The sequence below is a fragment of the Pseudomonas sp. BS3767 genome (genome assembly GCF_900099665.1).
GTDB classification, from domain to species: Bacteria; Pseudomonadota; Gammaproteobacteria; order Pseudomonadales; family Pseudomonadaceae; genus Aquipseudomonas; species Aquipseudomonas cerasi.
In genome coordinates this window covers 239561-263424 of record NZ_FNCX01000007.1, presented here as the reverse complement: position 1 = coordinate 263424, position 23864 = coordinate 239561, and the positions used below count along the sequence as shown (strand labels likewise).

Here is a 23864-nt window from a genome sequence, read left to right as displayed (position 1 = left end):
GGGAAATCAGAGATCCAGCAGCCAGCTGTGCTGCGGATCGTTGTGGAACTGCCAGGCGCGCGTCGGGCCGGCCATTACGTTCAGGTACCAGGATTCGTAGCCGTAGGGGACGGAGACCGGGTGGTAGCCCTTGGGCACGGTCACCAGGTCATTGTTTTCCACGGCCATGGCCTGATCGATGCTGCGGTCGTCGGTATAAACCCGCTGAAAAACGAAGCCCTGCGGCGGGTTGACCTGGTGGTAATAGGTTTCTTCGAGAAAGCTCTCGTGCGGCAGGTTGTCCCGGTCGTGCTTGTGCGGCGGGTAACTGGAGGAATGCCCGGAAGGTGTACGCACCTCGACCACCAGCAGCGAATGCGCCGCTTCGCTGTCCGGCAATATGTCGCACACATAACGGGTATTGGCGCCCTTGCCGCGTACGCTGCGCTTCATGCTGCCCGGCATGATCAAGCGTGCCGGAAAATGTTTGCCGGCATCGCCCGGCGCCGTACATACGGCAAGCTGCACCGCGCCGCGTGCGACAAACTGCGCCTGGCTATGCGGCGGCAGGTAGACTGCGAACGGCGATTTTTCTTCGAACACCGATTGCCGGTCGCCGATGTTTTCCCAGCTGAAAGCGCCCTGCCCCGGCGCTTCGCCACTGACGCTGGCGTGCCCGGTCAGCAGGACCACGCACAGCTCGTTTTCTCCTGCGCTCAGCGGCAGATTTTCTCCGGACTCCAAGCGGTAGGCGGCGAAGTTCACGTATTCCAGCGAACCGGGGGCCAGCGCTACGACGTCGCGGCCAGTGGATTTGCTCTTGGTCAGCAGATTCATGTTGCAGTCCTCCTTATCGTGCATCGGCCAGCAGTTGGCGCAACGTGTCATAGCCCTTTTTGGCGTACACATAGCTGGGCGCTACGGCGGGGTCCTGTTCGGCCTCGACCACCAGCCAGCCGTTGTAACCGGCCTGCCGCAAGACCTTGAGCAGCGCCGAGAAGTCAATATCGCCGTCCCCCGGCACCGTGAAAGTGCCGTTGATGATGCAGTCCGGAAAGCTCCACAGGTTGTTGCGTGCCAGTTGCACCACCGGCTTGCGCACGTCCTTGAAATGCACATGGCAAATACGCTGGATGTGCTTGCTCAACACTTGAAGAGGTTCGCCACCGCCCATGTAGCAATGCCCGGAATCGAACAGCAGCCCGACCTCCTCGCCGGTCAGCGCCATCAGCCGGTCGATATCCTGCGGCGACTCGACGTAAGCGCCCATGTGGTGGTGATACGCCAGGCGCACGCCTCGGGACAGGGTGAAACGTGCCAGCTCGGTCAGTTTTTCGGCGTATTCATGCCAGGCGGCATCGGTGTGAAAACGTGGACGTTCGACCAGCGGGATACGTTGCCCCTGAATCGAGTCGGCCACCTCGCCGTACACCAGCACCGAAGCGCCATTTTCGGCGAGCAGGTGCACATGCGCAGCGATGGCTTCGATTTCCTCGGCCACCGAACGCCGCGCCAGGCGGCTGGAATACCAGCCGGACACCAGCGCCAGGCCATGGGGCCGCAACACATCGCCGACGCCCTTGGCATCTTTCGGAAACTTGCCGTTGAGCTCGAAGCCCTCGTAGCCAATGGCTTTGCCTTCGCTCAGCGCCGTGCTCAGCGGGGTTTCTCCGCCGAGGGCCGGTAAATCATCGTTGCTCCAGGAGATCGGATTGATGCCGATGCGGATTCTGGGTGTGGAAGTCGAAACGGGCATGGCTGCACCTTTTTTGTTGTTATCGCGACGTTGTCGTGGCGTCGAAATCCGGAACGAATCAGGCGCGGCTTTCGCGCCAGGACTCGATCAACCAGTTGAAGGTGCTCTGCACCCGACTGATCAGCGTCGCATCGTCTATTTCTCCGGCCATCCAGGCCCGGCTTGGCTCACGGAATATTGTCCGGCCGACAGCAAAGCCCTGGCAGACGCGGCTGTGGCAAGCTTCGGCAAAGCCGGCAGCGAGCTCTTCGACAGGCGCATTGAGCCCGAGCAGTACCACGCCGCGGCAATACGGATCGCGTTGCTGGATCAGTTCGTCCAGTTGCTGCCAGACCTGCGCACTCTGCGCCTCGATCTTCCACCACGCCGGGTAGATGCCCAGGTTGTACAAGCGCTTCAGCGAGCGAAGCATCACGTCCGGGTGAGGCGACGGGTGATCCTTGGGCGGAATGATTTCCAGCAGCAACTCATGGCCGCTGACTTTCGAAGCGTCGTAGAGCGCCTTGATCTGCGCTTCCTGCTCCAGACGCAACATCGGCTCGTCATCGGGGTGATATTGCACCAGGCACTTGATGATCTGCTCTTGCGGCCAGGCGAGCAAATTGCTGCCGATGGAGCGACCGTGCTCGAAGGCCAGCGGCCTTGAGCCCTGTACTTCCACCGGACGCGCCACCCACCAGCCGCGACCGGTTGCGGCGTTGAGTGAATCCTGACCGAAGCGCTGGTCGGCAAGCAGACCGACATCGGCTTCGATGCCGCGCTTGCGCAGGTCGGCTTCGACCCGCTCGACCGCCTGCACGAACAGCTGCTTGAGCTGGCTGATGCTGCCCAGATCACGCCCGGCCTGTTGCGCCAGCTCGACCAACTGGCCGCGATGATCGAAGGCAAAGATGAACAACTGCCGCCACTGCTTGCGCGGCACGCTGACCTGATGCAGCCGTTGCAGGGCGACATCCTGATCAGGACGGGTGATGGGTTCAGGGCTGTTGAACAGGTAATCGAGTTCGGCCGGGGTCGGCATCGCGGGCGCACAGGCATGCCGCGACACCACCAGCCCGCCACAGGCATTGGCCAGCTGGCAGCAGCGTTCGTCACTGGCTTCCTTGAGCCAGCCGCTGAGAAAACCGGACATGAACGCGTCGCCCGCACCGAGCACGTTGAGTACTTCGACCTGCACGCCGGGGTAGATGGCGCCCTCTTCCAGCCGCGCAGGAATGGCCCCGTGAATCACCGTGCAGCCTTGCGGGCCGAGCTTGACCACCAGCGTTGCGGCCGTCAGTTCACGCACCTTACGCAGGGCCGCGAGCAAATCGGTCGAACCGCCGGCAATCTGGAATTCTTCTTCGGTGCCGACGATCAGGTCGAAACGCGGCAGGATGCGCTGCACATGCTGGCTGACCTTCTGATCGGCAACGAACCGGGTCTCACCATCGGCCTTGCCTGCCAGCCCCCAGAGCACCGGGCGGTAGTCGATATCCAGCACGCGCTTGACGTTGTGCTTCTCGGCATAGTCGAGCGCCTGACTGCTGGCCCTGAACACCTGATCAGTGGAGAAATGCGTGCCGGTGATCAGCAGCGCCTTGCTCGAGGCAATCTGCTGCTCGTCGATGTCCTCGGCGCGCAGGGCCATGTCAGCGCAGTTTTCACGGTAGAACACCAAGGGGAAGGTTTCACGATCCTTCAACCCCAGCAGCACCATCGCCGTCAGACGCTCGGGGTCGCGCTTGATGGCGCTGACATCACAGCCTTCGCGGGCCAGGGAATCGACCAGAAAACGGCCCATGTGGTCGTCGCCGACCCTGCTGAGCATGGCCGACCTGAGACCGAGCCTGGCCGTGCCGAAGGCGATATTGGCCGACGAGCCGCCCAGGTACTTGGCGAAACTGGAAACGTCTTCGAGTCGCGCCCCCACTTGTTGCGCATAAAGGTCGACGCCCAGGCGTCCGAGGCAAATCAGATCCAACTGACGCCCAGTGGCAAAGCGTGTCTGGCCCATGGTGGCTCCTGTTATTTTTATCAGCCTGCAGCGCCTGCATCATGTGTACACGCTGCTTTGTGAATGCAGCGTAAAACGTCAAGACACATCAATCAATATTTTTTCTATAATTATTTTTAGTGGAATATTTTTTCCATAGCACCACTCAAGTGCTGGCACACTGCGCAGGCGGGTAGGATATAGTCGTCGTTCCTGCCCCAAGGCAGCCTCCACCGTCAGGCCCACAACGGTCGTGCTGTGCGCGCCGTTGCCCTGAAGAAGAACAAGCAGAAAGGATTTGAATATGACCAGCGCCGATCAGCCCACTCTGCCCGGGACGAGCGTCGACATGCCGCCGAACAGTGCCGAAGGCTTGTTGCGGCTGATCACTGATGAATACGAGGGCCTGCCGCGTCAGCTCAAGCGGATTGCCAGCTATATGAGCCAGCAGAGCGACCGGATCATGGTTGACCGGATCAGTGACATCGCCCGCGAGTGCGAAGTCCACCCTTCGGCCATCGTGCGATTTTCCCAGCGTTTCGGGTTCAGCGGTTTCAGCGAGATGCAGGCGTTGTTTCGCGAGGCTTATACGCACAAGACCACGCCGGTGCAGAATTACCAGCAGCGTATCCGCAGCCTGATCGCCAACAAGTCACAGAAGGCCAATGCAGGCGATCTGGCACGCGAATGCGTCAGCGCCACCCTCTCCGGCCTGGAACGCCTGAGTGTCGAGCTGGATGACGATGAATTCGAGAAAGCCGTGGACCTGGTGGTCAACGCCGACAACATCTATGTGGTGGGCGTCCGCCGCTCATTCGCGGTGGCTGATTATTTGGTCTACAACCTGCAACACACCAACAAGCGCATTCATCTCATCTCCGGCCTGGGGGGCAGCTATCGCGAGCAAATGCGCAGTGTGCGCGCCAATGACCTGGTGATTGCCATCAGCTTCACGCCCTATGGCAAGGAGACCCAGCACTGCCTGCGCATCGCCCAGCACCACCAGGCAAAGACGCTGATCATCACCGACAGCAACCTGTCGCCGCTGGCCAAGCGCGCCAACTCGGTGTTGCTGGTCAACGAGGGCAGCTCGTTCGCCTTTCGCTCGCTGAGCGCCACGCTATGCCTGTGCCAGGCGCTGTTCATTGCCGTGGCCTATCGCCTGGAACTCAAGGTCGATGAAATACACGAGCAGGTCGGGTTTGATGACTGAGGGCTGAGCCCTCAGGATTTGGCTTCCTCGCCCATGCGTTGCTGGTTCTTCTCGCCCATTTTCTTCGCGCGTTTTTCCAGCACCAGATACACCACCAGTGCCAGCAGCAGCGGCAGCAGGAAGTAGATCGCGCGGTAGCCGATCAGCGCTGCGAGCAGGCTGCCCTTGGAGAACTGGTGCGCCAGTAAGGTGATAAACACGGTCTCAAGCACACCGAGGCCCGCTGGAATGTGAGTGATCACACCGGCGATGCTGCTGATCAGCAACACACCGAGAATCGCCGGATAAAACGCCTTGTCCGGCAGCAGGGTGTAAATCACCGCGGCCATCAACGACCAGTTCAGAGCGCCCAGACTGGCCTGCATCAGCGCCTGCTTCATCGACGGCAGATTGAACTCCTGATCACGGATGGTCCATGAGCGTTTCTTCGAAAACCGGCAGGCCAGCAGGTACGCAAAACACACCGCCAACAGTCCGAAGCCGATCAATTGCAGGGTTGTGGTGCCGATCGACCACTCCTTGGGCAACTCCAGAAAGCGCATCGAAAACACAAAACCGGCCAGCAGCATGTAGCCCAGCCAGTTGGTAATCAGGCTCAGGCTGAGAATCCGCGTGATGGTCGAAACATCCAGCCCCAGTCGCGAATACAAGCGGTAACGCAAGGCAATGCCGCCCACCCAGGAACTGAGGTTGAGGTTGAACGCGTAGCAGACAAACGTCACCGGCACGATCTGCTTGATCGACAATGTGTGCCGGGTGTAATAACGCGCCAACACGTCAAAGCCGCAGTAGGTCGCGTAGCTGGCAAAAGCCACAACAGCCGCGATAGCCAGGGTGCTGGCCTTGTAGGACGCCAACGCCTGTTTCACCTCTTGCCAGTCAAGCTTCTTGACCAGCATAAACAGCAGAACCGGGACGGCGATAAAGAAAAACAGATTGAACGCCCGCTTTGCCCATTTCCACTTGGTTCCCTGCGCGCTTTGCGACGCTGCCTGCGTGGCTTGGGTCATAGGGTTTTCTCCTGGTCCATCGGATGGTTGTTCTGCTGCTGTTCGATCACTTTCGCTTCGGGCACTACATCACCGGCACGCAGGGGCTTGAGGCGCACACCGTGAACCGGGAACAAACCGGCAATGGCCGGAAAACGGCGCAGGAAAAAGAAACTCAAGACGATCATCGGCGCACGCCACCACTGGCCACGTGCCGCGCCCTTGAGGCTCATCTGCTTGCTGTGCGCAGCGGCAAGCTCCATCAGGTGGTTTTGCAGATGCTCATTGAGCCCGCGATCACGAATGAACAGATTGGCTTCCAGGTTCAGCGCGAGGCTCAGCGGGTCAAGATTGCTGGAGCCCACGGTGGACCAGTCCTGATCGATCAGCGCGACCTTGCCGTGCAGTGCACGTTGCTTGTACTCATGAATGACCACGCCGTCGCGCAGCAGGTAGGTATACGTCAACCGCGAGCAAACCCGTACGAACGGCATGTCGGGCTGACCTTGCAAAATAAGGGTGACCTTGACGCCCCGCCGTGATGCATTGCGCAGCTCACGCAGAAAGCGGTAGCTGGGGTAAAAATACGCATTGGCCAAGGTGATCCGTTGCTTCGCAGCGCGAATCGCCTTCAGGTACTGCTCTTCGATATCGGTACTGTGCTCGTCATTGTCGCGCTCGGCGAGCAGCATGCTGGCATCACCGGCGCGGTCCAGCTTCAGTGCAACGGGCGGCAATTTGTCACGAACGACCTTGCTGAGCATATTCAACGCGCTGTGGTGAATATCGCCAACAATCGGGCCACGGACCAGAACGGCATAGTCCTGTTTGGCCGTCACCCCCGTGTCAGTCATGTGATCGACGCTGTAATTGATGCCGCCGATAAAGCCCAATTCGCCGTCGATCACCACCACCTTGCGGTGCAGCCGGCGAAACAGGTTGGTGCGCATGCCCATGAACCTTGGGCGCGGATCGAACAGCTGAATCTGGATACCAGCGTCGATCATGGTTTTGACAAACGTCGAACTCAGGTCCGAGGTGCCATAGTCATCCACCGTGACGACCACCTTCGCGCCATTCGCAGCGGCTTCAAGCAGCGCCTGTTGCAGGCCCTCGCCGATTCGGTCTTCAAAAATGATGAAGGTCTCGATCAGCACCTCTTTGCGCGCGGCACGTATGCACTCGAATACCCGGGCGTAGAAATCCTCGCCATTGATCAGCAACTCTACCGAGTTGCCGTCGCGCCACTGCCCTGTCGTATTGCTCATAAGGTCAACTCCACCGCCAGCGGTGCATGATCGGAAAGGTGGGACCACGGTCGGCTGGACAACACTTTCGGCCGGTGGGACGTTGCATTGCGCACATAGATCCGGTCCAGCCGGAGTAATGGCCAACGGGCCGGAAAGCTTTTCGCCGGCGCCCCGAAGCGCTCTACGAAAACCTCGTGCAGCCCGCTGCCCTGCAGCGACGCATCGGCGCGTTGGCGCCAGTCATTGAAGTCACCGGCAACGATCACCGGCTCGCCTTCGGGAATACGCGCCATCAGCTCGTTAAGCAGTTTGAGCTGCTGACGTCGATGGCTTTCACGCAGTCCCAGGTGCACACAGACCGCATGCACCCGGCCCGCGTGTGGCACCTCTAGAATGCAGTGCAACAAGCCGCGCTGCTCGGTGCCATGAATGGAAATGTCGAGGTTTTCATGCTGGATGATCGGGTATTTGGACAGCAACGCGTTGCCATGATCGCCATCCGGATACACCGCGTTGCGGCCGTAGGCAAAATCACTCCACATGCTGTCGGCCAGAAACTCGTACTGCGAAATCGTCGGCCAGTCCTTGACCCTGCGCGCGTGGCTCTGGTGTTCGCCGTGCACTTCCTGAAGAAACACGATATCGGCCGATACAGTGCGCACAGCTTCACGCAGCTCGGGCAGAATGAAGCGGCGATTGAAAATGCCAAAGCCCATGTGCATGTTCATGGTCAGTACATTCAATGAAACACTGGCGGACACAGGTGTCGCTGGGCCGACAGGCGGATTGGCACTGGTCAAGACTTGCTCCCGGGTGAATATTCACGGCATATGAAGCCACCCGTGAGCACAGGTTCCGTCGCGTATCTCACGTGCTGTGTATTTGCCATATGCAGTGGCGCAGAGATACACGTGAAAAAAATCAGGCCAACATGAAACGCAGGCGCCTGATAGACAGCCTAAGCTGTCTATCAGTCCTGCAAAAAAAGAGACAAGGAATCAAACCGTGGATGCATCGACTTCTCAACGCTACACCGCCCGAGCCAGATGGCTGCACTGGGCCATGGCCATTCTGATCGTGCTGGCGTACACCCTGATTCTGAGCCGCACCCAGTTCAGCAAGGGCTCGGAATACCGCTTGCTGGTCGTGCAGAGCCACTACTGGGTCGGCATTCTGATTCTGATCATGGCGTTTTTCCGTGTCGCCGAGCGTCGACGTCATCGTCCGCCCGGGATCACACCGCCGCTTGAAGGAGCGTTGCGCATCGTCGCAACCCTGACCCATTACGCGCTGTATGCGTTCCTGTTTGCCCAGCCGTTACTGGGCCTGCTGACAGTGATGGTGGAAAAAGGCGCGCTGCCCATTCCCCTCACCGATCTGCAGATTCCGTGGCCGCTGGCCACCTCGGACCACCTGGCCGAGACGTTCGAAGACGTGCACAAACTGCTGGGCTCAATCTTCTACTATGTCATCGGTCTGCATGTGATTGCTGCGCTCTGGCACCACCTGGTGCGCAAGGACAATACCCTCAAGCGCATGCTGTAACTCAGGACGCCGACAGGACCCGGGCAAGCGTGGCCTTCACCTTGCCCATCCCCTCACGCAGGGCCTGTTCGATTTCCGCCATGGTAATGACGGTCGTCGACTTGCCCGCTGCCGGATTGACCACCAGCGCCAGGCAGGCGTATTCAAGCTCCAGCTCACGAGCCAGCGCGGCCTCGGGCATGCCAGTCATGCCAACGATGTCGCAGCCATCGCGCTCCAGGCGGATGATTTCGGCAACGGTCTCCAGACGCGGTCCCTGGGTGCAGGCATAGACGCCCCGGTCGGAGAACGCGCATCCCTCGGCAGTCAATGCTGCAATCAGCCGGGCGCGCAGGGGCTCGCTGTACGGATAGCTGAAGTCGATGTGCGTGACCTCTTCCAGATCATCGGCAAAGAACGTGTGCTGGCGACCGCTGGTGTAGTCGACCAGATCATGCGGCACACAGAAATGCCCGGTGCCCATGGCCGGATGAATGCCACCGACTGCGTTGACCGCAAGAATCGCTTCGGCACCCGCCTGCTTCAGTGCCCAGATATTGGCTCGGTAGTTGACCTGATGCGGCGGCAAGCGGTGCGGGTGGCCGTGGCGCGCCAGAAACATCACCTCGCGACCGGCATAGTCGCCGATCTGGATTTCGCTGGAAGGTGCGCCATAAGGGGTGTTCATCGGCAGGGATTGCCGAATGTTCAGGCCCTCGAGCTGGGTCAGGCCGGTGCCGCCAATAATCGCGTAAACAGTCATCGCAAATCCTTAATCGATCAGTTGAGCAGCGCGCAGAGCCTGGAGCGCGGTCTGCCAGCGCGGGTGTTGCCGATAGTCGGTACTGGCCGATGCCTGACCGCGCATGCGCGCGATACGTGGCGAAGGCTTGACCTTCAGACGCTGCGCAGCGCCCAGCGCAAGCTCGGCGGCCGCCCGGTCGTTGCACACCAGGCCCATGTCGCATCCGGCTGTCAGCGCCGCTTCGATACGGCTCGCCGCATCCCCGACCACATGAGCGCCGGCCATCGACAGGTCGTCACTGAAAATAACACCGTCAAATTGCAGTTCGTCGCGCAAAATGTCCTGCAACCAGCGCCTTGAAAAGCCTGCGGGCTGCGAATCGACTTTCGGGTAGATGACATGCGCCGGCATCACTGCAGCCAGTTGCTGACTCAGACGTGCAAACGGCACCAGATCACTGGCGCGGATCTCTTCGAGGCTGCGCTCGTCATTCGGAATAGCCACATGAGAATCGGCTTCAGCCCAGCCGTGGCCGGGAAAATGCTTGCCGGTGGCAGCCATGCCTGCAGCGTTCATCCCACGAATGAACGCCCCTGCCAGCAACGCCGCGCGCTGCGGATCGCCTTCGAACGAACGCGTGCCGACCACGGCGCTGCGCTGGTAGTCGAGGTCCAGCACCGGGGCGAAGCTCAGGTCCAGTCCGACCGCCAGCACTTCGGTCGCCATCAGCCAGCCGCAGTGTTCAGCCAGAAGCTCGGCATCAGGCTTGTCGGCAATGGCACGCATTGGCGGCAAGCGTACGAACCCCTCACGCAGGCGCTGCACCCTGCCGCCCTCCTGGTCGACGGCCAGCAGCAGGTCCGGGCGCACGGCCCGAATTGCGGCGCTCAGCTCACGAACCTGACGGGGATGCTCGATGTTTCGGGCAAAGATGATCAAACCGCCCACTTCGGGCTGACGCAAAAACTGACGGTCTTCGCTGGTCAGCCAGGTGCCGGCGACATCGACCATCAGGGAGCCTTGCAGGCCAGAACTCATAGAAAAACCCTTACACACCAGTGCTCGTTCACAATCCGGGCATGGTGCTTGATCCTGAAGCCCGACGCAATCCGACACGCCGGTGCCGCTTGATTCAGGGCAAGGGCTTCAGGCCTTGGCGACCGCTGGTGTGCCGGTGCTGCTCTTGGTACGCGGCCTGAGCTGCGCGGCGATCATTGCCGGGTCGCTGACGCCGGTGTCGGCGCGCATGCCGGCGGCCAGAAACGGTACCATCAGGCGCATGACCTGCTCGATGGAGGTATTGACGCCGAAATCGGTCTCGGCAATGGCGCGCAGGGCCTTGATGCCGGACATGCTGAACGCGGCAGCACCGAGCATGAAGTGCACGCGCCAGAACAGCTCGATGGGCGGAATGCGCGGGGCCGCTTCGTTGACCAGTGTCATGTAGCGACGGAACACCTTGCCATACATGTCTTCGAGGTAGCGGCGCAGGTGGCCCTGGCTCTGACTGAAGGCAAGCCCCAGCAGGCGCATGAAGATCGACAGGTCGTTACCGCTGCGTGGCTGCACCACAAGCGCCTGCTCGACGAGAATCTCCAGCAGTTCCTCAAGGCTTGGCTTGTGCTCGGGCTTTGCCTGGCGACGTTCCAGTTCGCGATCAAGACTGATGCAGAAGGGTCCCAGAAAACGCGAGAATACGGCCTGGATCAACGCCTTCTTCGAGCCGAAGTGATAGTTCACTGCTGCCAGATTGACCGACGCCTTGCTGGTGATAAGGCGCAAGGACGTTTCGGCAAAGCCTTTCTCTGCAAACAACTGCTCGGCAGCATCAAGAATGCGTTCAACGGTTTCCGACTGGGCCATGGCTCTCTGCCTAACAAACGAACGTTTGAAACATACGTATCAAACGCCTCGGTTGTCAAGCCGGGCCGTTCATTTTGTGGCCGAACAGTCACGGTAATGGATGTTAAATGACAAAACGCAGGTGTTACCGAGGTTTTGGACGAGAAGCGCTACGCGGGTTGACCACCGCCTGGCGGCGAAAATGAAATGGATGATTGCCAACGCGCCTTCACTGTATATAATCCCAGTCACTGTATAAAAAGCCAGAGCGCCCCTCATGATCAAACTGACGCCACGCCAGGCTGAAATCCTGGGTTTCATCAAACGCTGCCTGGAAGACAACGGGTTCCCGCCGACACGTGCGGAAATCGCTCAGGAGCTGGGCTTCAAATCGCCCAACGCGGCGGAAGAGCACCTCAAGGCCCTGGCCCGTAAGGGCGCCATCGAAATGACTCCGGGTGCTTCACGCGGCATTCGAATTCCCGGCTTCGAAGCGCGGCCCGATGACAGCAGCCTGCCGGTCATCGGCCGCGTCGCAGCAGGTGCACCGATCCTGGCTCAGCAACACATCGAAGAGTCCTGCAACATCAACCCGTCCTTCTTCCACCCGAGCGCCAACTACCTGTTGCGCGTTCACGGCATGAGCATGAAGGACGTCGGCATTCTGGATGGCGATCTGCTCGCCGTGCACACCACGCGCGAGGCCCGCAACGGCCAGATCGTGGTTGCCCGGATCGGCGATGAAGTGACCGTCAAGCGCTTCAAGCGCGAAGGCAGCAAGGTCTGGCTGCTGGCGGAAAACCCTGATTTCGCACCCATCGAGGTCGATCTCAAGGATCAGGAACTGGTGATCGAAGGTTTAAGCGTCGGCGTCATTCGCCGCTAAGGAGACGTTATGCAGTTCCATCAAGCACCGCATTCGCAATTGCCGCTGTTCGAGGCGTTTCTGGCCCAGCCCATCGCCCCTCTGCTCACAGATGCAGTCGAAACGCCGTGGAGCAACGACCCAGAGCCCTTCAGTGAACTGTCATTGCGTGGCGCTGCCGGGAACTGCCTCAACCTTCTTGCACCCATCCTTCGGGAATTGAGCGAGGAACTGGATGCGCGCTGGCTGACGCTGATCGCACCGCCATCCAGCCTGACCCAGACATGGCTGCGCGATGCGGGGCTCAACAGGGAGCGAATTCTTCTGCTGCAGCCACGCGGCACGCAAAGCGTACTGGAGCTGACGCGCGAAGCACTTCGACTGGGCCGTAGTCATACGGTGGTGAGCTGGATCAACCCGCTGGGCGCCATAGCGCGTCAGCAATTGATCAGTGCAGCAAAAATCGGGGAGGCACAGAGCCTGAACATTCGGCTGGGCTGAGGCCCAGTCGTCGATCAGTGCAGAACGTGAGGCACATCATCCTTTTCGATTTCGCCTTCAGCCAGGCGGCCAGCCATCTGCACACCCACACTCAACATGGCTTTGGCGACTTCGACATGCTGACCTTGCATGAACGCTTTGGCATCCGCAGAGAAATCAAGCGTTACCAGGGAACCCTCGTCATCGGCACGACGCAGCTCTATACGTCCGTCAGGTAGTTCGACAATTTCCAGGAAAGAGGTAGGCATTGGTACAGTTACTCCGCGATAAGCCGGCATTGTAACAGCCTGCCAGCCCTTACTTCATTGGTTTTCAGCATTCGCTCAGGCCTTCACGAAAACGGATGGCCAACCCTTTGAGTTGTTGACGCCAATTTTCAAGCTCTTCACGTGAGAGTTCAGACTCCGGCTCGGCGTCCAGGTTCACTGCCTGTATCATCGGCTGCGTGACATCACCCTTGAGCTTTTTCGGCGCCCGCGGCGGCTCATATAACGCGTTATAGGCCGACAGCAGTTGCGCAAGCCATGTCTGGCGATTCTGGGCAAGCTCTACCAGCTCGGCCATTTCGGGGATGGCGATGGCGTCCAACACTTCCTGCGTCAACAATTCTTCCGCACGACGCGTGCCGGCTTGTGGCAGACGGTAGTAGCCTGCGATCTCGTGGCACAGGCCCAGTAGCGCACCGTACAGATGAAACAGCGCGGACTCGCGCTCTGCCTGCAACAACGCAGGAGAGTTCACCGCCTGCCCCTTCTCCGCCCTGCCCAACGCCTCGAGCGAGAGCCCTGCGAAATAGATTTTCTGGTTGGTACGGGTATAGAGCTCATGGGCCATGGCGACACTCTCCACAACGATGGGATAGAGAACAGCATAGCCTGCGGCGCCTGGACAGGCCGGCGAAACAGGCTGATGCCTATCGAAAACAGCGCCCGGCCCTCTTGAGCCGCGCGCTTGCGATCAACGCTTGTCTTCAACCTTCCAGGCGCTGCCGTCGTAGAACGCACGCCAGCCGGTAGGCTTGCCCTCTACTTCGGTCTGGACGTATTGCTCTTTGGTCTTGCGACTGTAGCGGATCACTGCTGGACGACCGTCCGGATCCTTCTTCGGCGCTTCGCAAAGGAAGTGATACTTGGGATCGATTTCGTCCTTGTGCGGGGCGATTTCGATGACCAGCGGTGCGCGGGTTTCGCGATTCTTCGGGAACTGGCTGGCGGCCAGGAACAGGCCCGAAGCGCCATCACGCAGTATGTAGGTATCGTCAACCTTGTCGCACTTGAGTTCCGGCATCTTTACCGGGTCCATCTTCGGCGGCGCTGCGTCACCGCTTTTCAGCAGTTTGCGGGTGTTCTTGCAGTCCGGGTTGGTGCAGCCGAAGAACTTGCCGAAACGGCCGGTCTTGAGCTGCATCTCGCTGCCACACTTATCACACTCCAGGCTCGGACCTTCATAGCCTTTGATACGGTAAGTGCCTTCCTCGATCTCGTAACCAGTGCAATCAGGGTTGTTGCCGCAAATATGCAGCTTGTGCTTCTCGTCCAGCAGGTAGGCGTCCATCGCCGTGCTGCAGATCGGGCAGCGATGCTTGCCTCGCAGAACCCGCGATTCGGACTCACCCTCGTCATCGTCGGCAATTTCGTCGCCGGGAGTCAGATTGACGGTCGCCTTGCAGCGTTCCTTGGGTGGCAGGCTGTAGCCGGAGCAACCCAGGAAAACGCCCGTCGAGGCTGTACGTATCTGCATCGGACGGCCGCACACTTTGCACGGGATGTCAGTCATCACCGGCTGGTTGGCGCGCATGCCGCCATCAGCGGCCTCGGCCACGTCGAGCTTTTTACGGAAATCACCGTAGAACTCGTCCAGCACGTTTTTCCAGTCGCGCTCCCCCTGAGCCACGTCGTCGAGGTTTTCTTCCATCCCGGCGGTAAAGCCATAGTCCATCAGGTTGGAAAAGCTTTCGGACAGACGTCCGGTGACGATGTCGCCCATCTTTTCCGAGTAGAAGCGGCGGTTATGCAGCGCCACGTAGCCACGGTCCTGGATGGTCGAGATGATCGCTGCGTAGGTCGACGGGCGACCAATGCCCCGTTTTTCCATCTCCTTGACCAGACTCGCTTCCGAGTAACGCGCAGGCGGCTTGGTGAAGTGCTGGCTTGGATCGAGCTTGTTCAGTTTCAGGGTTTCGCCCTGTGCCATGTCCGGCAAAACATCGTCATCGCCCGGCTTGGCCATCTGCGGCAGCGCACGGGTATAACCATCGAATTTCAGGATGCGGCCCTTGGCGCGCAGCTCGAAATCGCTCGCGGCGACCGTGACGGTGGTCGACAGGTATTGCGCAGGCAGCATCTGGCAGGCCACGAACTGGCGCCAGATCAACTCGTAAAGACGCTCGGCGTCACGCTCCATCCCGGTCAGTTTGCTCGGGTGAGTGTTGACGTCGGAAGGTCGAATCGCTTCGTGAGCCTCTTGCGCGCCTTCCTTGCTGCTGTAGACGTTGGGCGACTCCGGCAGGTACTTCTTGCCGAATTCGGTCTGGATGTAGTCACGCGCCATGCTGACTGCGTCAGCCGACAGGTTGGTCGAGTCGGTACGCATGTAAGTGATGTAGCCCGCTTCGTACAAGCGCTGGGCCATCATCATGGTCTTCTTTACGCCGAAACCCAGACGGTTGCTCGCCGCCTGCTGCAGGGTCGAGGTGATGAACGGCGCCGATGGCTTGCTGCTGGTCGGCTTGTCTTCACGCTTGACGATGCTGTAGCTGGACGCCTTGAGCTTTTCAAGAGCGGCCATGGCCTGGGTTTCATTGAGCGGTTTGAACGCTTCGCCGTTTTCACGCGCTACTTCGAAACGCACGTTGGCGCCCTTGGCGGTGCCCAGATCGGCGTGGATCTCCCAGTATTCTTCAGGGTTGAACGCGCGGATTTCACGCTCGCGCTCGACCACCAGCTTCACCGCAACCGACTGCACACGCCCGGCGGACAAGCCACGGGCAACTTTCTGCCAGAGCAGTGGGGAAACCATGTAGCCGACGACGCGGTCGAGGAAGCGACGCGCCTGCTGGGCATTGACCCGGGCGATGTCCAGTTCGCCTGGCTTGGAAAACGCCTCCTGGATGGCTTTTTTGGTGATCTCGTTGAACACCACGCGCTTGTAGCGGCTGTCATCACCACCGATGGCTTCGCGCAGGTGCCAGGCAATGGCTTCCCCTTCGCGGTCCAAGTCCGTCGCGAGATAGATGGTGTCGGCATCCTTGGCGAGCTTGCGCAGCTCTTCGATGACCTTTTCCTTGCCGGGGAGGATCTCGTACTTGGCTTTCCAGCCGTGTTCCGGATCGACTCCCATGCGCGAGACCAGCTGGCGTTGCGCCTTTTCTTTCGGCGTCAGTACCGGGCCTTCGCCCGCAGCGGCCTTGCCACGCTTGGCGGCAGGATCTTTGGCGGCACTCGCCGAACCGCTGGTGGGCAGGTCTCGGATATGGCCGATACTCGACTTCACCACGTACTGGTTGCCCAAATACTTGTTGATGGTCTTGGCCTTAGCCGGGGATTCCACGATGACCAGCGATTTGCCCATGGATCAGAAAATTCCTGAATACTAGATGAAAGACAGTGAGGAGCTTGTAAAGGCCACGCTATATATAGTGGCTACAAGGTGAGGTCAAGCACAGCCTGTTGTGCAATCGCCTCTCACGTTCGGGAAAACAGGCTGGGTTCAGCCTCAATCAGAGCAAAGCGCGGGACGTGCTCGCCGTCAACCTCGACCGACTCCAGAAACATGCTCAAGGGACGTACCCACATGCCGAAATCGCCGTACAAAGCCTGATAGAACACGACTTCCTCTTCGGTTTCGGAATGTTTTGCAACGCTGAAAACCCGGTAGTGCGGGCCCTTGTAATGGCGATAGAGCCCTGGCTGCAATTGCATGTCGCGGTCCTCTTGTAACACGTCCAGAAAATTTGCCTGAAACCATTTTTCCAAAAAACAAAAGCCGGGGCACCAAGCCCCGGCTCGCATCACACTCAGGAATCAGACGCGTTCGAAAACGGTCGCGATGCCCTGACCCAGACCAATACACATGGTCGACACACCGAAGGTGCCGCCATTTTGCTTCATGACATTGAGCAAAGTGCCGGAGATGCGTGCACCGGAACACCCGAAAGGATGCCCCAGAGCGATGGCGCCGCCGTGCAGGTTAACCTTCTCGTTCATCTTGTCGAGCACTTTCAAATCTTTCAACACCGGCAAGGCCTGTGCAGCGAAGGCTTCGTTGAGCTCGAAGAAGTCGATATCGGCAATACTCAGACCAGCGCGCTTGAGCGCTTTCTGAGTGGCCGGAACCGGACCATAACCCATGATTGCGGGGTCGACACCGGCCACCGCCATCGAACGAATCACCGCCATCGGCTGGATGCCGAGGTCCTGGGCACGCTGGGCCGACATGACGATCATGCACGACGCACCGTCGGTGATCTGCGAAGACGTACCGGCAGTCACGGTGCCACCTTTTGGATTGAAGGCAGGCTTGAGTGCCGCCAGACTTTCCAGGGTGGTGTCCGGACGAATAGTCTCATCGTAGTCGAAGACCTTGAGGAAACCGCTCTCGTCATAGCCCTGCATCGGGATGATCTCGTCCTTGAACTTGCCTTCCAGCGTTGCCTTGTGCGCCAGCTGGTGGGAACGCAGGCCGAAAGCGTCCTGCTGCTCGCGGGTGATGCCGTGCATTTTCCCGAGCATTTCAGCGGTCAGGCCCATCATGCCGGAGGCCTTGGCGGCGTGCAGGGACATGTGCGGGTTCGGGTCGACGCCATGCATCATGCTGACATGCCCCATGTGCTCGACACCGCCGATGACGAACACGTCACCGTTGTTGGTCATGATTGCCTGAGCAGCCGTGTGCAGCGCGCTCATGGACGAACCACAAAGACGGCTGACCGTCTGGGCGGCCGAGGTGTGCGGGATCTGGGTCAGCAATGACGCCATGCGCGCAATGTTCCAGCCCTGTTCCAGGGTCTGGTTGACGCAGCCCCAGATCACATCCTCGACTTCGGCCGGATCGACCTTGTTGTTGCGCTCGAGCAACTTGCTGATCAGGTGCGCGGACATATCTTCAGCGCGGGTGTTGCGGTGCATGCCGCCCTTGGAGCGGCCCATCGGGGTGCGACCGAAGTCGACAATCACGACGTCTCTTGGATTAAGGCTCATTGGTTCATTCCTCGGAAGACGCTTGACCGAAGAAGCTCTGGCCATTGGCGGCCATCTCACGCAGCTTCGCGGTCGGTTGATACAGGGCACCCAGTTCGGCGTATTGGTCAGCCAGGGCAACGAATTCGGCAACACCGATGGAATCGATGTAGCGCAGCGCGCCGCCACGGAACGGAGGGAAACCGATACCGTAGATCAGGCCCATGTCAGCCTCGGCAGCGGTTTCGACAATGCCGTCTTCCAGGCAGCGGACCGTTTCCAGGCACAGCGGGATCATCATCCAGTTGACGATGTCTTCATCGCTGACCTCGCGTTGTTCGTAGACAATCGGCTTGAGCACGTCCAGCACCGCCGGGTCATTGACCTTCTTGGGCTTGCCCTTCTTGTCGGTCTCGTACGCGTAGAAACCCTTGCCGTTCTTCTGCCCGAGGCGCTTGGCATCGTACAGAGCGTCGATCGCAGAGCGGCGATCGTCCTTCATGCGATCAGGGAAGCCTTCGGCCATGACATCACGCCCGTGGTGTCCGGTGTCGATACCGACCACGTCCATCAGATAGGCAGGACCCATCGGCCAGCCGAATTTCTCCATGACCTTGTCGATGCGCACAAAATCCACGCCTGCACTGACCAGTCTGGCGAAACCACCGAAATACGGGAACAGTACACGATTGACGAGGAAGCCCGGGCAATCGTTGACCACGATCGGGTTCTTGCCCATTTTCTTGGCGTAGGCAACGGTCGTGGCGACCGCTTCTTCACTGGATTTCTCGCCACGGATCACTTCCACCAGCGGCATCATGTGCACAGGGTTGAAGAAGTGCATGCCGACGAAGTTTTCCGGGCGCTTGAGGGCCTGGGCCAGCAGGCTGATCGAGATGGTCGAGGTGTTGGACGCCAGAATGGTGTTTTCACCCACATTGGCTTCGACTTCGGCCAGTACCGCCTGCTTGACCTTGGGATTCTCGACGACTGCTTCGACGACCAGATCGACGTTACCGAAATCGCCGTAGGACAGCGTAGGACGAATGGCGTTAAGCGCTTCGGCCATCTTCGCAGCGGTCAGACGACCTTTCTCCAGACGACCGCCAAGCAGTTTGGACGCTTCGTTCAGACCCAGTTGAATGGCTTCTTCGCGAATATCCTTCATCAGGATCGGCGTGCCTTTGACTGCCGACTGATAGGCAATACCGCCGCCCATGATCCCGGCGCCCAGTACGGCAGCCTGTTTCACGTCCTTGGCGATTTTGTCGTAGCCCTTGGCTTTCTTTTTCAGCTCCTGATCGTTCAGGAACAGGCCGATCAGGCTCTGCGCAGCAGCAGTCTTGGCCATTTTCACGAAACCGGCAGCTTCGATCTCCAGTGCCTTGTCACGACCGAAGTTGGCGGCTTTCTGGATGGTCTTGATGGCTTCTACCGGGGCCGGATAGTTCGGGCCGGCCTGACCTGCGACAAAGCCTTTTGCGGTTTCGAATGCCATCATCTGCTCGATGGCATTGAGCTTGAGTTTGTCCAGCTTCGGCTGACGCTTGGCCTTGTAATCGAACTCGCCGGAAATGGCGCGCTGGATCAAATCAAGGGCGGCAGCCTGCAGCTTGTCGGGCGCAACCACCGCGTCCACGGCACCAACCTTGAGCGCATCTTCTGCGGCGTTTTCCTTGCCCGAGGCGATCCACTCGATCGCGTTGTCAGCGCCGATAATGCGTGGCAGACGCACGGTGCCGCCAAAACCCGGGTACAGGCCGAGCTTGACCTCGGGCAGACCGACGCGAGCGCTGCTGGCGATGACTCGATAATCTGCGGCCAGGCACATTTCCAGACCGCCGCCCAGCGCAATACCGTTGATTGCGACGACAGTCGGCACGTTCAGGTCTTCGAAATCACTGAAAATCCTGTTCGCTTCCAGATTGCCAGCGACCAGTTCAGCTTCCGGCAACTTGAAGTTGTCGACGAATTCGGTGATATCGGCGCCGACAATGAATGAATCTTTGCCACTGGTGACGATCACGCCCTTGACCGATGCGTCGGCCTTGAGCGCGTCGACTGCCTGGCGGAACTCATTGAGGGTGAGACGGTTGAACTTGTTGACGGACTCACCCTTGAGGTCGAAATTCAATTCGACGATGCCACTTTCAAGAGCCTTAACCGTGATGGCTTTACCTTCGTAAATCATCAACTGATCTCCACAATATGGAAGCTGAACAATACCCGCCGGACCTCAATGTCCGACGGGGCTACGACGTCGCCGTCGATGAACACGCCAAATCACACGCTTACCGCCGCGACGTGGTAGTCGGGATTCTGTGAGAGCCCTCTGACGACCAAACGCTCATTTCATACGCCCGTTTGATTTGGGTACGCACACCATCAGGCATAACCACAAGATTGTCAATTCGACAAAACGCCTGAAAATTCGCGTTTTAACAGGAACATGCCGAGGCCCCATAATGCCCGCTGCAACCTAAGATCTTCCATCATTCGCGGTAATGATAGTGCTCACTTGAATGCCCTGCAGTTGCTGGACGCGGAGCGCGGTAATAAGCCGCCACGCCAGGGACGACGGGCCTCTGCATGACAATAATCGCGATGCGTGACAATCGATAAGCGCGGGGAAAATCAGCCAGGAACGCACCGCACGAGGGCACATGCAAAAAATATTTGCAGGAATCGCGACAAAAAGGAGCAAAAGGTCTAGAGTCGCAGCACTGCGCCACAAGAGGCTCGCAATGCAGCTGATTTGCGGGTGCGCAACAGCGAAAGCCGACATGGCAGCGAAAGCCTGTCGGCACGCGACGAATTATCGGCCTGCCTGGCCAACCCCGGCCCGATGTTGTTATCGGGCTTTTTAATGCCTGCGATTCAGGGTCAGGCCAGCGCCCTGAGCACCGCATCAATACGCTGTAACACTTCTGCCTCGCCCCGCTCGGCCCAGTACACCGCAATCAGTTGCCCATCAGCCTCGACCTTGTAGGCATCCACGGGCAACGTTTGCAGGTGGGGCAGCAGCCTCGCGTCCTCGCAAGGCTCGCGCCAGCGGTTAAGCCATACGCCCGGTTCGCTTTGCCAGTACACCCAGGTATCTGCATGCGAGCCCAGACGCGGACGATGGTACTGCGCGCAAGGGCTGGGCGGCTCTTTGCTCAGCCAGTGCGGCCACTCCTGCGGGGTCAGTTGCATACCCATGCCCAGCCGCCGCGCCTGCATGCGCAACGCCATCCTGCCGCTTTGCTGGCGCGAGGGACGTAACCACACCAGCGGACTCAGCATTACACCAATGATTGACAGGACTATCCAGACCGTCATATTTCTTGCCCCCAGCCGATTTCAGGCTCTTTACAACATTCTTGAAAACAATGACTTGCACGGGGGCCTGCCCAGATGCGAACGAAAGAGCCATACTCCCATCATTGCAATTCTCCCGGAGGACACCCTCATGCCATACAAACACGTTCTGGTTGCCATCGACCTCACCGATGAGTGTGAATCGGTCATCCACCGCGCCAGCATGCTGGCAAAAGACAGCGGCGCGAAGCTGTCGATCGTGCACATCGTCGAACCCATGGCAATGGCCTTTGGCGGTGACGTACCCATGGACCTGTCGCAGTTGCAGCAGCAGCAATTCGACCAGGCCAAGGAAAAACTCAAGAAAGTACAGGACTCACTCAAGCTAAGATTCCCGCTGCTCAACGAAGGCGAAAGCCATCTTGTGTATGGCCAGCCGCGTCAGGAAATCCATCAACTGGCCAAGAACAAGGGTTGCGACGTAATCGTTGTCGGCAGCCACGGCCGCCATGGCCTGGCCCTGCTGCTAGGCTCGACCACCAACGACGTCGTGCATGGCGCGCCCTGTGACGTACTGGCTGTACGCCTCAACAAACAGGAAGACAAGAAGCCTGAATAATCCCGGGCCCGCTATAGCAAAAAGCCCGGTGACCCGGGCTTTTCCTGCAACCTGAGACGCGCCGGACGATTACTCGTCCAGTTCGGCCCAACGCTCCAGCAGCTTGTCCAGTTCGGCCTGCAGGTTTTCCAGCTGCGCCAGCACGGCTGCAGTCTGCTCGGACGAGCGCTGGTAGAAGCCCGGCTCGGCCATTTCCGCGTTCAGCGCGGCCATCTTGCCTTCGACTTCATCGATCTGCGCAGGCAATGCCTCCAGCTCACGCTGAAGCTTGTAGCTGAGCTTCTTCTTCGCCACCGGCATGTCCTGAGCGGCAACCGGTGCGGCCTGCACCACAGCGCTGGCCAGCTCGGCCTTGCCCGACTTGGTGTCGGCGACGCCCAGAAGACGCGGTGACCCGCCCTGACGCAGCCAGTCCTGATAACCACCCACGTACTCGCGAACCTTGCCTTCGCCTTCGAACACCAGCGTACTGGTGACGACGTTGTCGAGGAATGCCCGGTCGTGACTGACCATCAGCACAGTGCCTTTGAAGGTCAGCAGAACCTCTTCGAGCAGCTCCAGGGTTTCGACGTCCAGGTCGTTGGTGGGTTCGTCGAGCACCAGCAGGTTGGCTGGCTTGCTGAACAGCTTGGCCAGCAACAGACGGGCACGCTCGCCACCGGACAGCGCCTTGACCGGCGTGCGGGCACGCTGCGGGCTGAACAGGAAGTCGCCGAGGTAGCTCAGCACATGACGGCTCTGGCCATCGATGTCGATGAAATCACGTCCCTCGGCAACGTTGTCGATTACGGTCTTTTCCAGATCGAGCTGGTGACGCAACTGGTCGAAATAGGCCACATCCAGACGCGTACCGACTTCAACCTTGCCTGCGGTTGGCTGCAGGTTGTCGAGCATCAGCTTGAGCAGCGTGGTCTTGCCGGTACCGTTGGCGCCGAGCAGACCGATACGGTCCTCGCGCTGCAGGACCATGGAGAAATCCTTGATCAGGGTCGGCCCGCCCGGATGGGCGAAGCTGACGTTATCGAGCACCATGACCTGCTTGCCGGACTTCTCGGCAGTGTCGAGCTGAATGTTGGCCTTGCCGGTACGCTCACGACGCTCGCTGCGCTCTACGCGCAGCTCCTTGAGCGCACGCACGCGACCTTCGTTACGGGTGCGACGAGCCTTGATGCCCTGGCGGATCCAGACTTCTTCCTGGGCCAGACGCTTGTCGAACAGCGCGTTGGCGGTTTCTTCGGCAGCCAGCGCAGCTTCCTTGTGGACCAGAAAACTGGCGTAGTCGCCATCCCAGTCGATCAGGCCGCCGCGGTCCAGCTCAAGGATGCGGGTCGCAAGGTTTTGCAGGAATGCCCGGTCGTGCGTGATGAACAGCACTGCACCCTGGAAATCCTTGAGGGCTTCTTCAAGCCAGGCGATGGCGCCGATATCCAGGTGGTTGGTCGGCTCGTCGAGCAACAGCAGGTCCGGCTCGGACACCAACGCCTGGGCCAGCAGAACACGACGACGCCAGCCACCGGACAGTTCTGCCAGGGTCTTGTCGGCAGGCAACTGCAAGCGGCTGAGAGTGCTCTCGACCAACTGCTGCAGGCGCCAGCCATCACGGGCTTCGAGGTCCTGCTGAACATGCATCAGCTTGTTCAGGTCTTCCTCGGTGACGCAGTTCTGCGCCAGGTGGTGGTACTCGGCCAGCAAGGCACCGACGCCATCCAGACCTTCGGCCACCACATCGAACACAGTCCGTCCGTCGGCTACCGGCAATTCCTGGGGCAATTCGCCGATCTTGAGGCCGGGCGCACGCCAGACAGCCCCGTCATCAGGCTTCTGAACGCCTTTTACCAGCTTCAACATGCTGGATTTGCCTGTGCCGTTACGGCCGATGATGCACACCCGCTCGCCACGGGCGATCTGCCAGGACACCTTGTCCAATAACGGCATGGCGCCGAAAGCAAGGGACACATCGCTGAATTTGAGCAGGGTCATGAGCTTCTCCAAAAACCGGGCGCGCATTCTACCTGAGATAGCAGGCAGATGTCGGCATTCATGGCACCGCTGCGCGCCTCGACAAGACTTTATGACCGCCAATTATTTCCATATGAGACAAGCTCGTCGGCAATGCTTTCACCAAGAGC

The 23864-nt window shown here is 59.5% G+C and carries 22 protein-coding genes; 5 read left to right on the top strand and 17 right to left on the bottom strand.

What is annotated here, in order from left to right; genetic code table 11:
- Window positions 1–6 precede the first annotated feature (6 nt).
- From iolB to iolC, 3 genes are read right to left on the bottom strand one after another with little or no spacing between them, the layout of a single operon-like run.
- A complete protein-coding gene (iolB, locus tag BLR16_RS20340) occupies window positions 7–816 on the bottom strand; it encodes a 5-deoxy-glucuronate isomerase (RefSeq protein ID WP_054081624.1) in 810 nt (269 codons plus the stop codon).
- 13 nt (window positions 817–829) lie between these two features.
- A complete protein-coding gene (gene iolE, locus BLR16_RS20335) occupies window positions 830–1735 on the bottom strand; it encodes a myo-inosose-2 dehydratase (protein ID WP_003436374.1) in 906 nt (301 codons plus the stop codon).
- Window positions 1736–1793: 58 nt separating this feature from the next.
- Window positions 1794–3731 (bottom strand): bifunctional 5-dehydro-2-deoxygluconokinase/5-dehydro-2-deoxyphosphogluconate aldolase, encoded by a 1938-nt coding sequence (gene iolC / locus BLR16_RS20330; protein WP_058416956.1) that lies wholly within the window; start codon window positions 3729–3731, stop codon window positions 1794–1796.
- A gap of 283 nt (window positions 3732–4014) precedes the next feature.
- On the opposite strand from iolC, the gene BLR16_RS20325 reads away from it, so the two are divergent.
- Window positions 4015–4923, top strand: coding sequence for a MurR/RpiR family transcriptional regulator (locus BLR16_RS20325; RefSeq protein WP_003315787.1), 909 nt, complete (start codon window positions 4015–4017; stop codon window positions 4921–4923).
- An 11-nt stretch (window positions 4924–4934) separates the two neighbouring features.
- Here the strand turns inward: BLR16_RS20325 and BLR16_RS20320 are convergent, their stop codons facing one another.
- From BLR16_RS20320 to BLR16_RS20310, 3 genes are read right to left on the bottom strand one after another with little or no spacing between them, the layout of a single operon-like run.
- Window positions 4935–5933 (bottom strand): lysylphosphatidylglycerol synthase domain-containing protein, encoded by a 999-nt coding sequence (locus BLR16_RS20320; RefSeq protein WP_058397939.1) that lies wholly within the window; start codon window positions 5931–5933, stop codon window positions 4935–4937.
- Entirely contained in the window at window positions 5930–7180 is a 1251-nt protein-coding gene (gene clsB, locus BLR16_RS20315) for a cardiolipin synthase ClsB (RefSeq protein ID WP_044308554.1), read from the bottom strand. The genes BLR16_RS20320 and clsB overlap by 4 nt, the downstream gene beginning before the upstream one ends.
- Window positions 7177–7962: an endonuclease/exonuclease/phosphatase family protein gene (locus tag BLR16_RS20310; RefSeq protein WP_003370515.1), complete on the bottom strand. Its 786-nt coding sequence runs from the start codon at window positions 7960–7962 to the stop codon at window positions 7177–7179. The genes clsB and BLR16_RS20310 overlap by 4 nt, the downstream gene beginning before the upstream one ends.
- Before the next feature lie 205 nt (window positions 7963–8167).
- Between BLR16_RS20310 and BLR16_RS20305 the strand changes: the two genes are divergently transcribed.
- Window positions 8168–8707 carry a cytochrome b gene (locus tag BLR16_RS20305; RefSeq protein WP_003370513.1) on the top strand — a complete coding sequence of 180 codons (540 nt, stop codon included), beginning with the start codon at window positions 8168–8170 and terminating at the stop codon, window positions 8705–8707.
- A 1-nt stretch (window position 8708) separates the two neighbouring features.
- Here BLR16_RS20305 and BLR16_RS20300 read toward each other — a convergent pair whose 3' ends face one another.
- The 3 genes from BLR16_RS20300 to psrA all read right to left on the bottom strand — a co-directional run bounded on the left by BLR16_RS20300 (window position 8709) and on the right by psrA (window position 11294).
- Window positions 8709–9449 carry an S-methyl-5'-thioinosine phosphorylase gene (locus BLR16_RS20300; protein ID WP_054081621.1) on the bottom strand — a complete coding sequence of 247 codons (741 nt, stop codon included), beginning with the start codon at window positions 9447–9449 and terminating at the stop codon, window positions 8709–8711.
- Between the two features lie 9 nt (window positions 9450–9458).
- Window positions 9459–10457 (bottom strand): beta-N-acetylhexosaminidase, encoded by a 999-nt coding sequence (nagZ, locus tag BLR16_RS20295; RefSeq protein ID WP_170846041.1) that lies wholly within the window; start codon window positions 10455–10457, stop codon window positions 9459–9461.
- 120 nt (window positions 10458–10577) lie between these two features.
- Window positions 10578–11294, bottom strand: a complete 717-nt coding sequence (gene psrA / locus BLR16_RS20290; RefSeq protein ID WP_003370508.1) for a transcriptional regulator PsrA — start codon at window positions 11292–11294, stop codon at window positions 10578–10580.
- A gap of 256 nt (window positions 11295–11550) precedes the next feature.
- On the opposite strand from psrA, the gene lexA reads away from it, so the two are divergent.
- On the top strand, window positions 11551–12159 hold the full coding sequence (gene lexA, locus BLR16_RS20280) for a transcriptional repressor LexA (RefSeq protein WP_003315796.1): 609 nt from the start codon (window positions 11551–11553) through the stop codon (window positions 12157–12159).
- Window positions 12160–12168: 9 nt separating this feature from the next.
- Window positions 12169–12639: an SOS-induced cell division inhibitor SulA gene (gene sulA, locus BLR16_RS20275; RefSeq protein ID WP_054081620.1), complete on the top strand. Its 471-nt coding sequence runs from the start codon at window positions 12169–12171 to the stop codon at window positions 12637–12639.
- Between the two features lie 14 nt (window positions 12640–12653).
- Here the strand turns inward: sulA and BLR16_RS20270 are convergent, their stop codons facing one another.
- From BLR16_RS20270 to BLR16_RS20225, 7 genes are all read right to left on the bottom strand, one after another.
- On the bottom strand, window positions 12654–12887 hold the full coding sequence (locus BLR16_RS20270) for a hypothetical protein (protein WP_003315798.1): 234 nt from the start codon (window positions 12885–12887) through the stop codon (window positions 12654–12656).
- A 64-nt stretch (window positions 12888–12951) separates the two neighbouring features.
- The gene (locus BLR16_RS20265; protein WP_065349525.1) at window positions 12952–13473 is read right to left on the bottom strand and encodes a DUF6586 family protein; all 522 of its coding nucleotides are present in this window, start codon (window positions 13471–13473) and stop codon (window positions 12952–12954) included.
- A gap of 123 nt (window positions 13474–13596) precedes the next feature.
- Entirely contained in the window at window positions 13597–16209 is a 2613-nt protein-coding gene (gene topA / locus BLR16_RS20260; RefSeq protein WP_003436352.1) for a type I DNA topoisomerase, read from the bottom strand.
- Between the two features lie 113 nt (window positions 16210–16322).
- A complete protein-coding gene (locus BLR16_RS20255) occupies window positions 16323–16559 on the bottom strand; it encodes a DUF1653 domain-containing protein (RefSeq protein WP_003370499.1) in 237 nt (78 codons plus the stop codon).
- A gap of 102 nt (window positions 16560–16661) precedes the next feature.
- Complete coding sequence (gene fadA, locus BLR16_RS20250) at window positions 16662–17837, bottom strand: acetyl-CoA C-acyltransferase FadA (protein ID WP_054081619.1); 1176 nt, start codon at window positions 17835–17837, stop codon at window positions 16662–16664.
- A gap of 4 nt (window positions 17838–17841) precedes the next feature.
- A complete protein-coding gene (fadB, locus tag BLR16_RS20245; RefSeq protein ID WP_044308550.1) occupies window positions 17842–20007 on the bottom strand; it encodes a fatty acid oxidation complex subunit alpha FadB in 2166 nt (721 codons plus the stop codon).
- 692 nt (window positions 20008–20699) lie between these two features.
- A complete protein-coding gene (locus BLR16_RS20225) occupies window positions 20700–21137 on the bottom strand; it encodes a hypothetical protein (protein WP_032609932.1) in 438 nt (145 codons plus the stop codon).
- A gap of 130 nt (window positions 21138–21267) precedes the next feature.
- Between BLR16_RS20225 and BLR16_RS20220 the strand changes: the two genes are divergently transcribed.
- Entirely contained in the window at window positions 21268–21735 is a 468-nt protein-coding gene (locus BLR16_RS20220) for a universal stress protein (RefSeq protein WP_003370492.1), read from the top strand.
- 69 nt (window positions 21736–21804) lie between these two features.
- Here BLR16_RS20220 and BLR16_RS20215 read toward each other — a convergent pair whose 3' ends face one another.
- The gene (locus tag BLR16_RS20215; protein WP_003436344.1) at window positions 21805–23715 is read right to left on the bottom strand and encodes an ATP-binding cassette domain-containing protein; all 1911 of its coding nucleotides are present in this window, start codon (window positions 23713–23715) and stop codon (window positions 21805–21807) included.
- Window positions 23716–23864: the final 149 nt, after the last annotated feature.

What these genes read in the sequence shown, in the direction of transcription:
- iolB (WP_054081624.1), bottom strand. Translation starts at nt 816, where the DNA reads ATGAATCTGCTGACCAAGAGCAAATCCACTGGCCGCGACGTCGTAGCG.
- iolE (WP_003436374.1), bottom strand. Translation starts at nt 1,735, where the DNA reads ATGCCCGTTTCGACTTCCACACCCAGAATCCGCATCGGCATCAATCCG.
- iolC (WP_058416956.1), bottom strand. Translation starts at nt 3,731, where the DNA reads ATGGGCCAGACACGCTTTGCCACTGGGCGTCAGTTGGATCTGATTTGC.
- BLR16_RS20325 (WP_003315787.1), top strand. Translation starts at nt 4,015, where the DNA reads ATGACCAGCGCCGATCAGCCCACTCTGCCCGGGACGAGCGTCGACATG.
- BLR16_RS20320 (WP_058397939.1), bottom strand. Translation starts at nt 5,933, where the DNA reads ATGACCCAAGCCACGCAGGCAGCGTCGCAAAGCGCGCAGGGAACCAAG.
- clsB (WP_044308554.1), bottom strand. Translation starts at nt 7,180, where the DNA reads ATGAGCAATACGACAGGGCAGTGGCGCGACGGCAACTCGGTAGAGTTG.
- BLR16_RS20300 (WP_054081621.1), bottom strand. Translation starts at nt 9,449, where the DNA reads ATGACTGTTTACGCGATTATTGGCGGCACCGGCCTGACCCAGCTCGAG.
- psrA (WP_003370508.1), bottom strand. Translation starts at nt 11,294, where the DNA reads ATGGCCCAGTCGGAAACCGTTGAACGCATTCTTGATGCTGCCGAGCAG.
- lexA (WP_003315796.1), top strand. Translation starts at nt 11,551, where the DNA reads ATGATCAAACTGACGCCACGCCAGGCTGAAATCCTGGGTTTCATCAAA.
- sulA (WP_054081620.1), top strand. Translation starts at nt 12,169, where the DNA reads ATGCAGTTCCATCAAGCACCGCATTCGCAATTGCCGCTGTTCGAGGCG.
- BLR16_RS20270 (WP_003315798.1), bottom strand. Translation starts at nt 12,887, where the DNA reads ATGCCTACCTCTTTCCTGGAAATTGTCGAACTACCTGACGGACGTATA.
- BLR16_RS20265 (WP_065349525.1), bottom strand. Translation starts at nt 13,473, where the DNA reads ATGGCCCATGAGCTCTATACCCGTACCAACCAGAAAATCTATTTCGCA.
- topA (WP_003436352.1), bottom strand. Translation starts at nt 16,209, where the DNA reads ATGGGCAAATCGCTGGTCATCGTGGAATCCCCGGCTAAGGCCAAGACC.
- BLR16_RS20255 (WP_003370499.1), bottom strand. Translation starts at nt 16,559, where the DNA reads ATGCAATTGCAGCCAGGGCTCTATCGCCATTACAAGGGCCCGCACTAC.
- fadA (WP_054081619.1), bottom strand. Translation starts at nt 17,837, where the DNA reads ATGAGCCTTAATCCAAGAGACGTCGTGATTGTCGACTTCGGTCGCACC.
- fadB (WP_044308550.1), bottom strand. Translation starts at nt 20,007, where the DNA reads ATGATTTACGAAGGTAAAGCCATCACGGTTAAGGCTCTTGAAAGTGGC.
- BLR16_RS20225 (WP_032609932.1), bottom strand. Translation starts at nt 21,137, where the DNA reads ATGACGGTCTGGATAGTCCTGTCAATCATTGGTGTAATGCTGAGTCCG.
- BLR16_RS20220 (WP_003370492.1), top strand. Translation starts at nt 21,268, where the DNA reads ATGCCATACAAACACGTTCTGGTTGCCATCGACCTCACCGATGAGTGT.
- BLR16_RS20215 (WP_003436344.1), bottom strand. Translation starts at nt 23,715, where the DNA reads ATGACCCTGCTCAAATTCAGCGATGTGTCCCTTGCTTTCGGCGCCATG.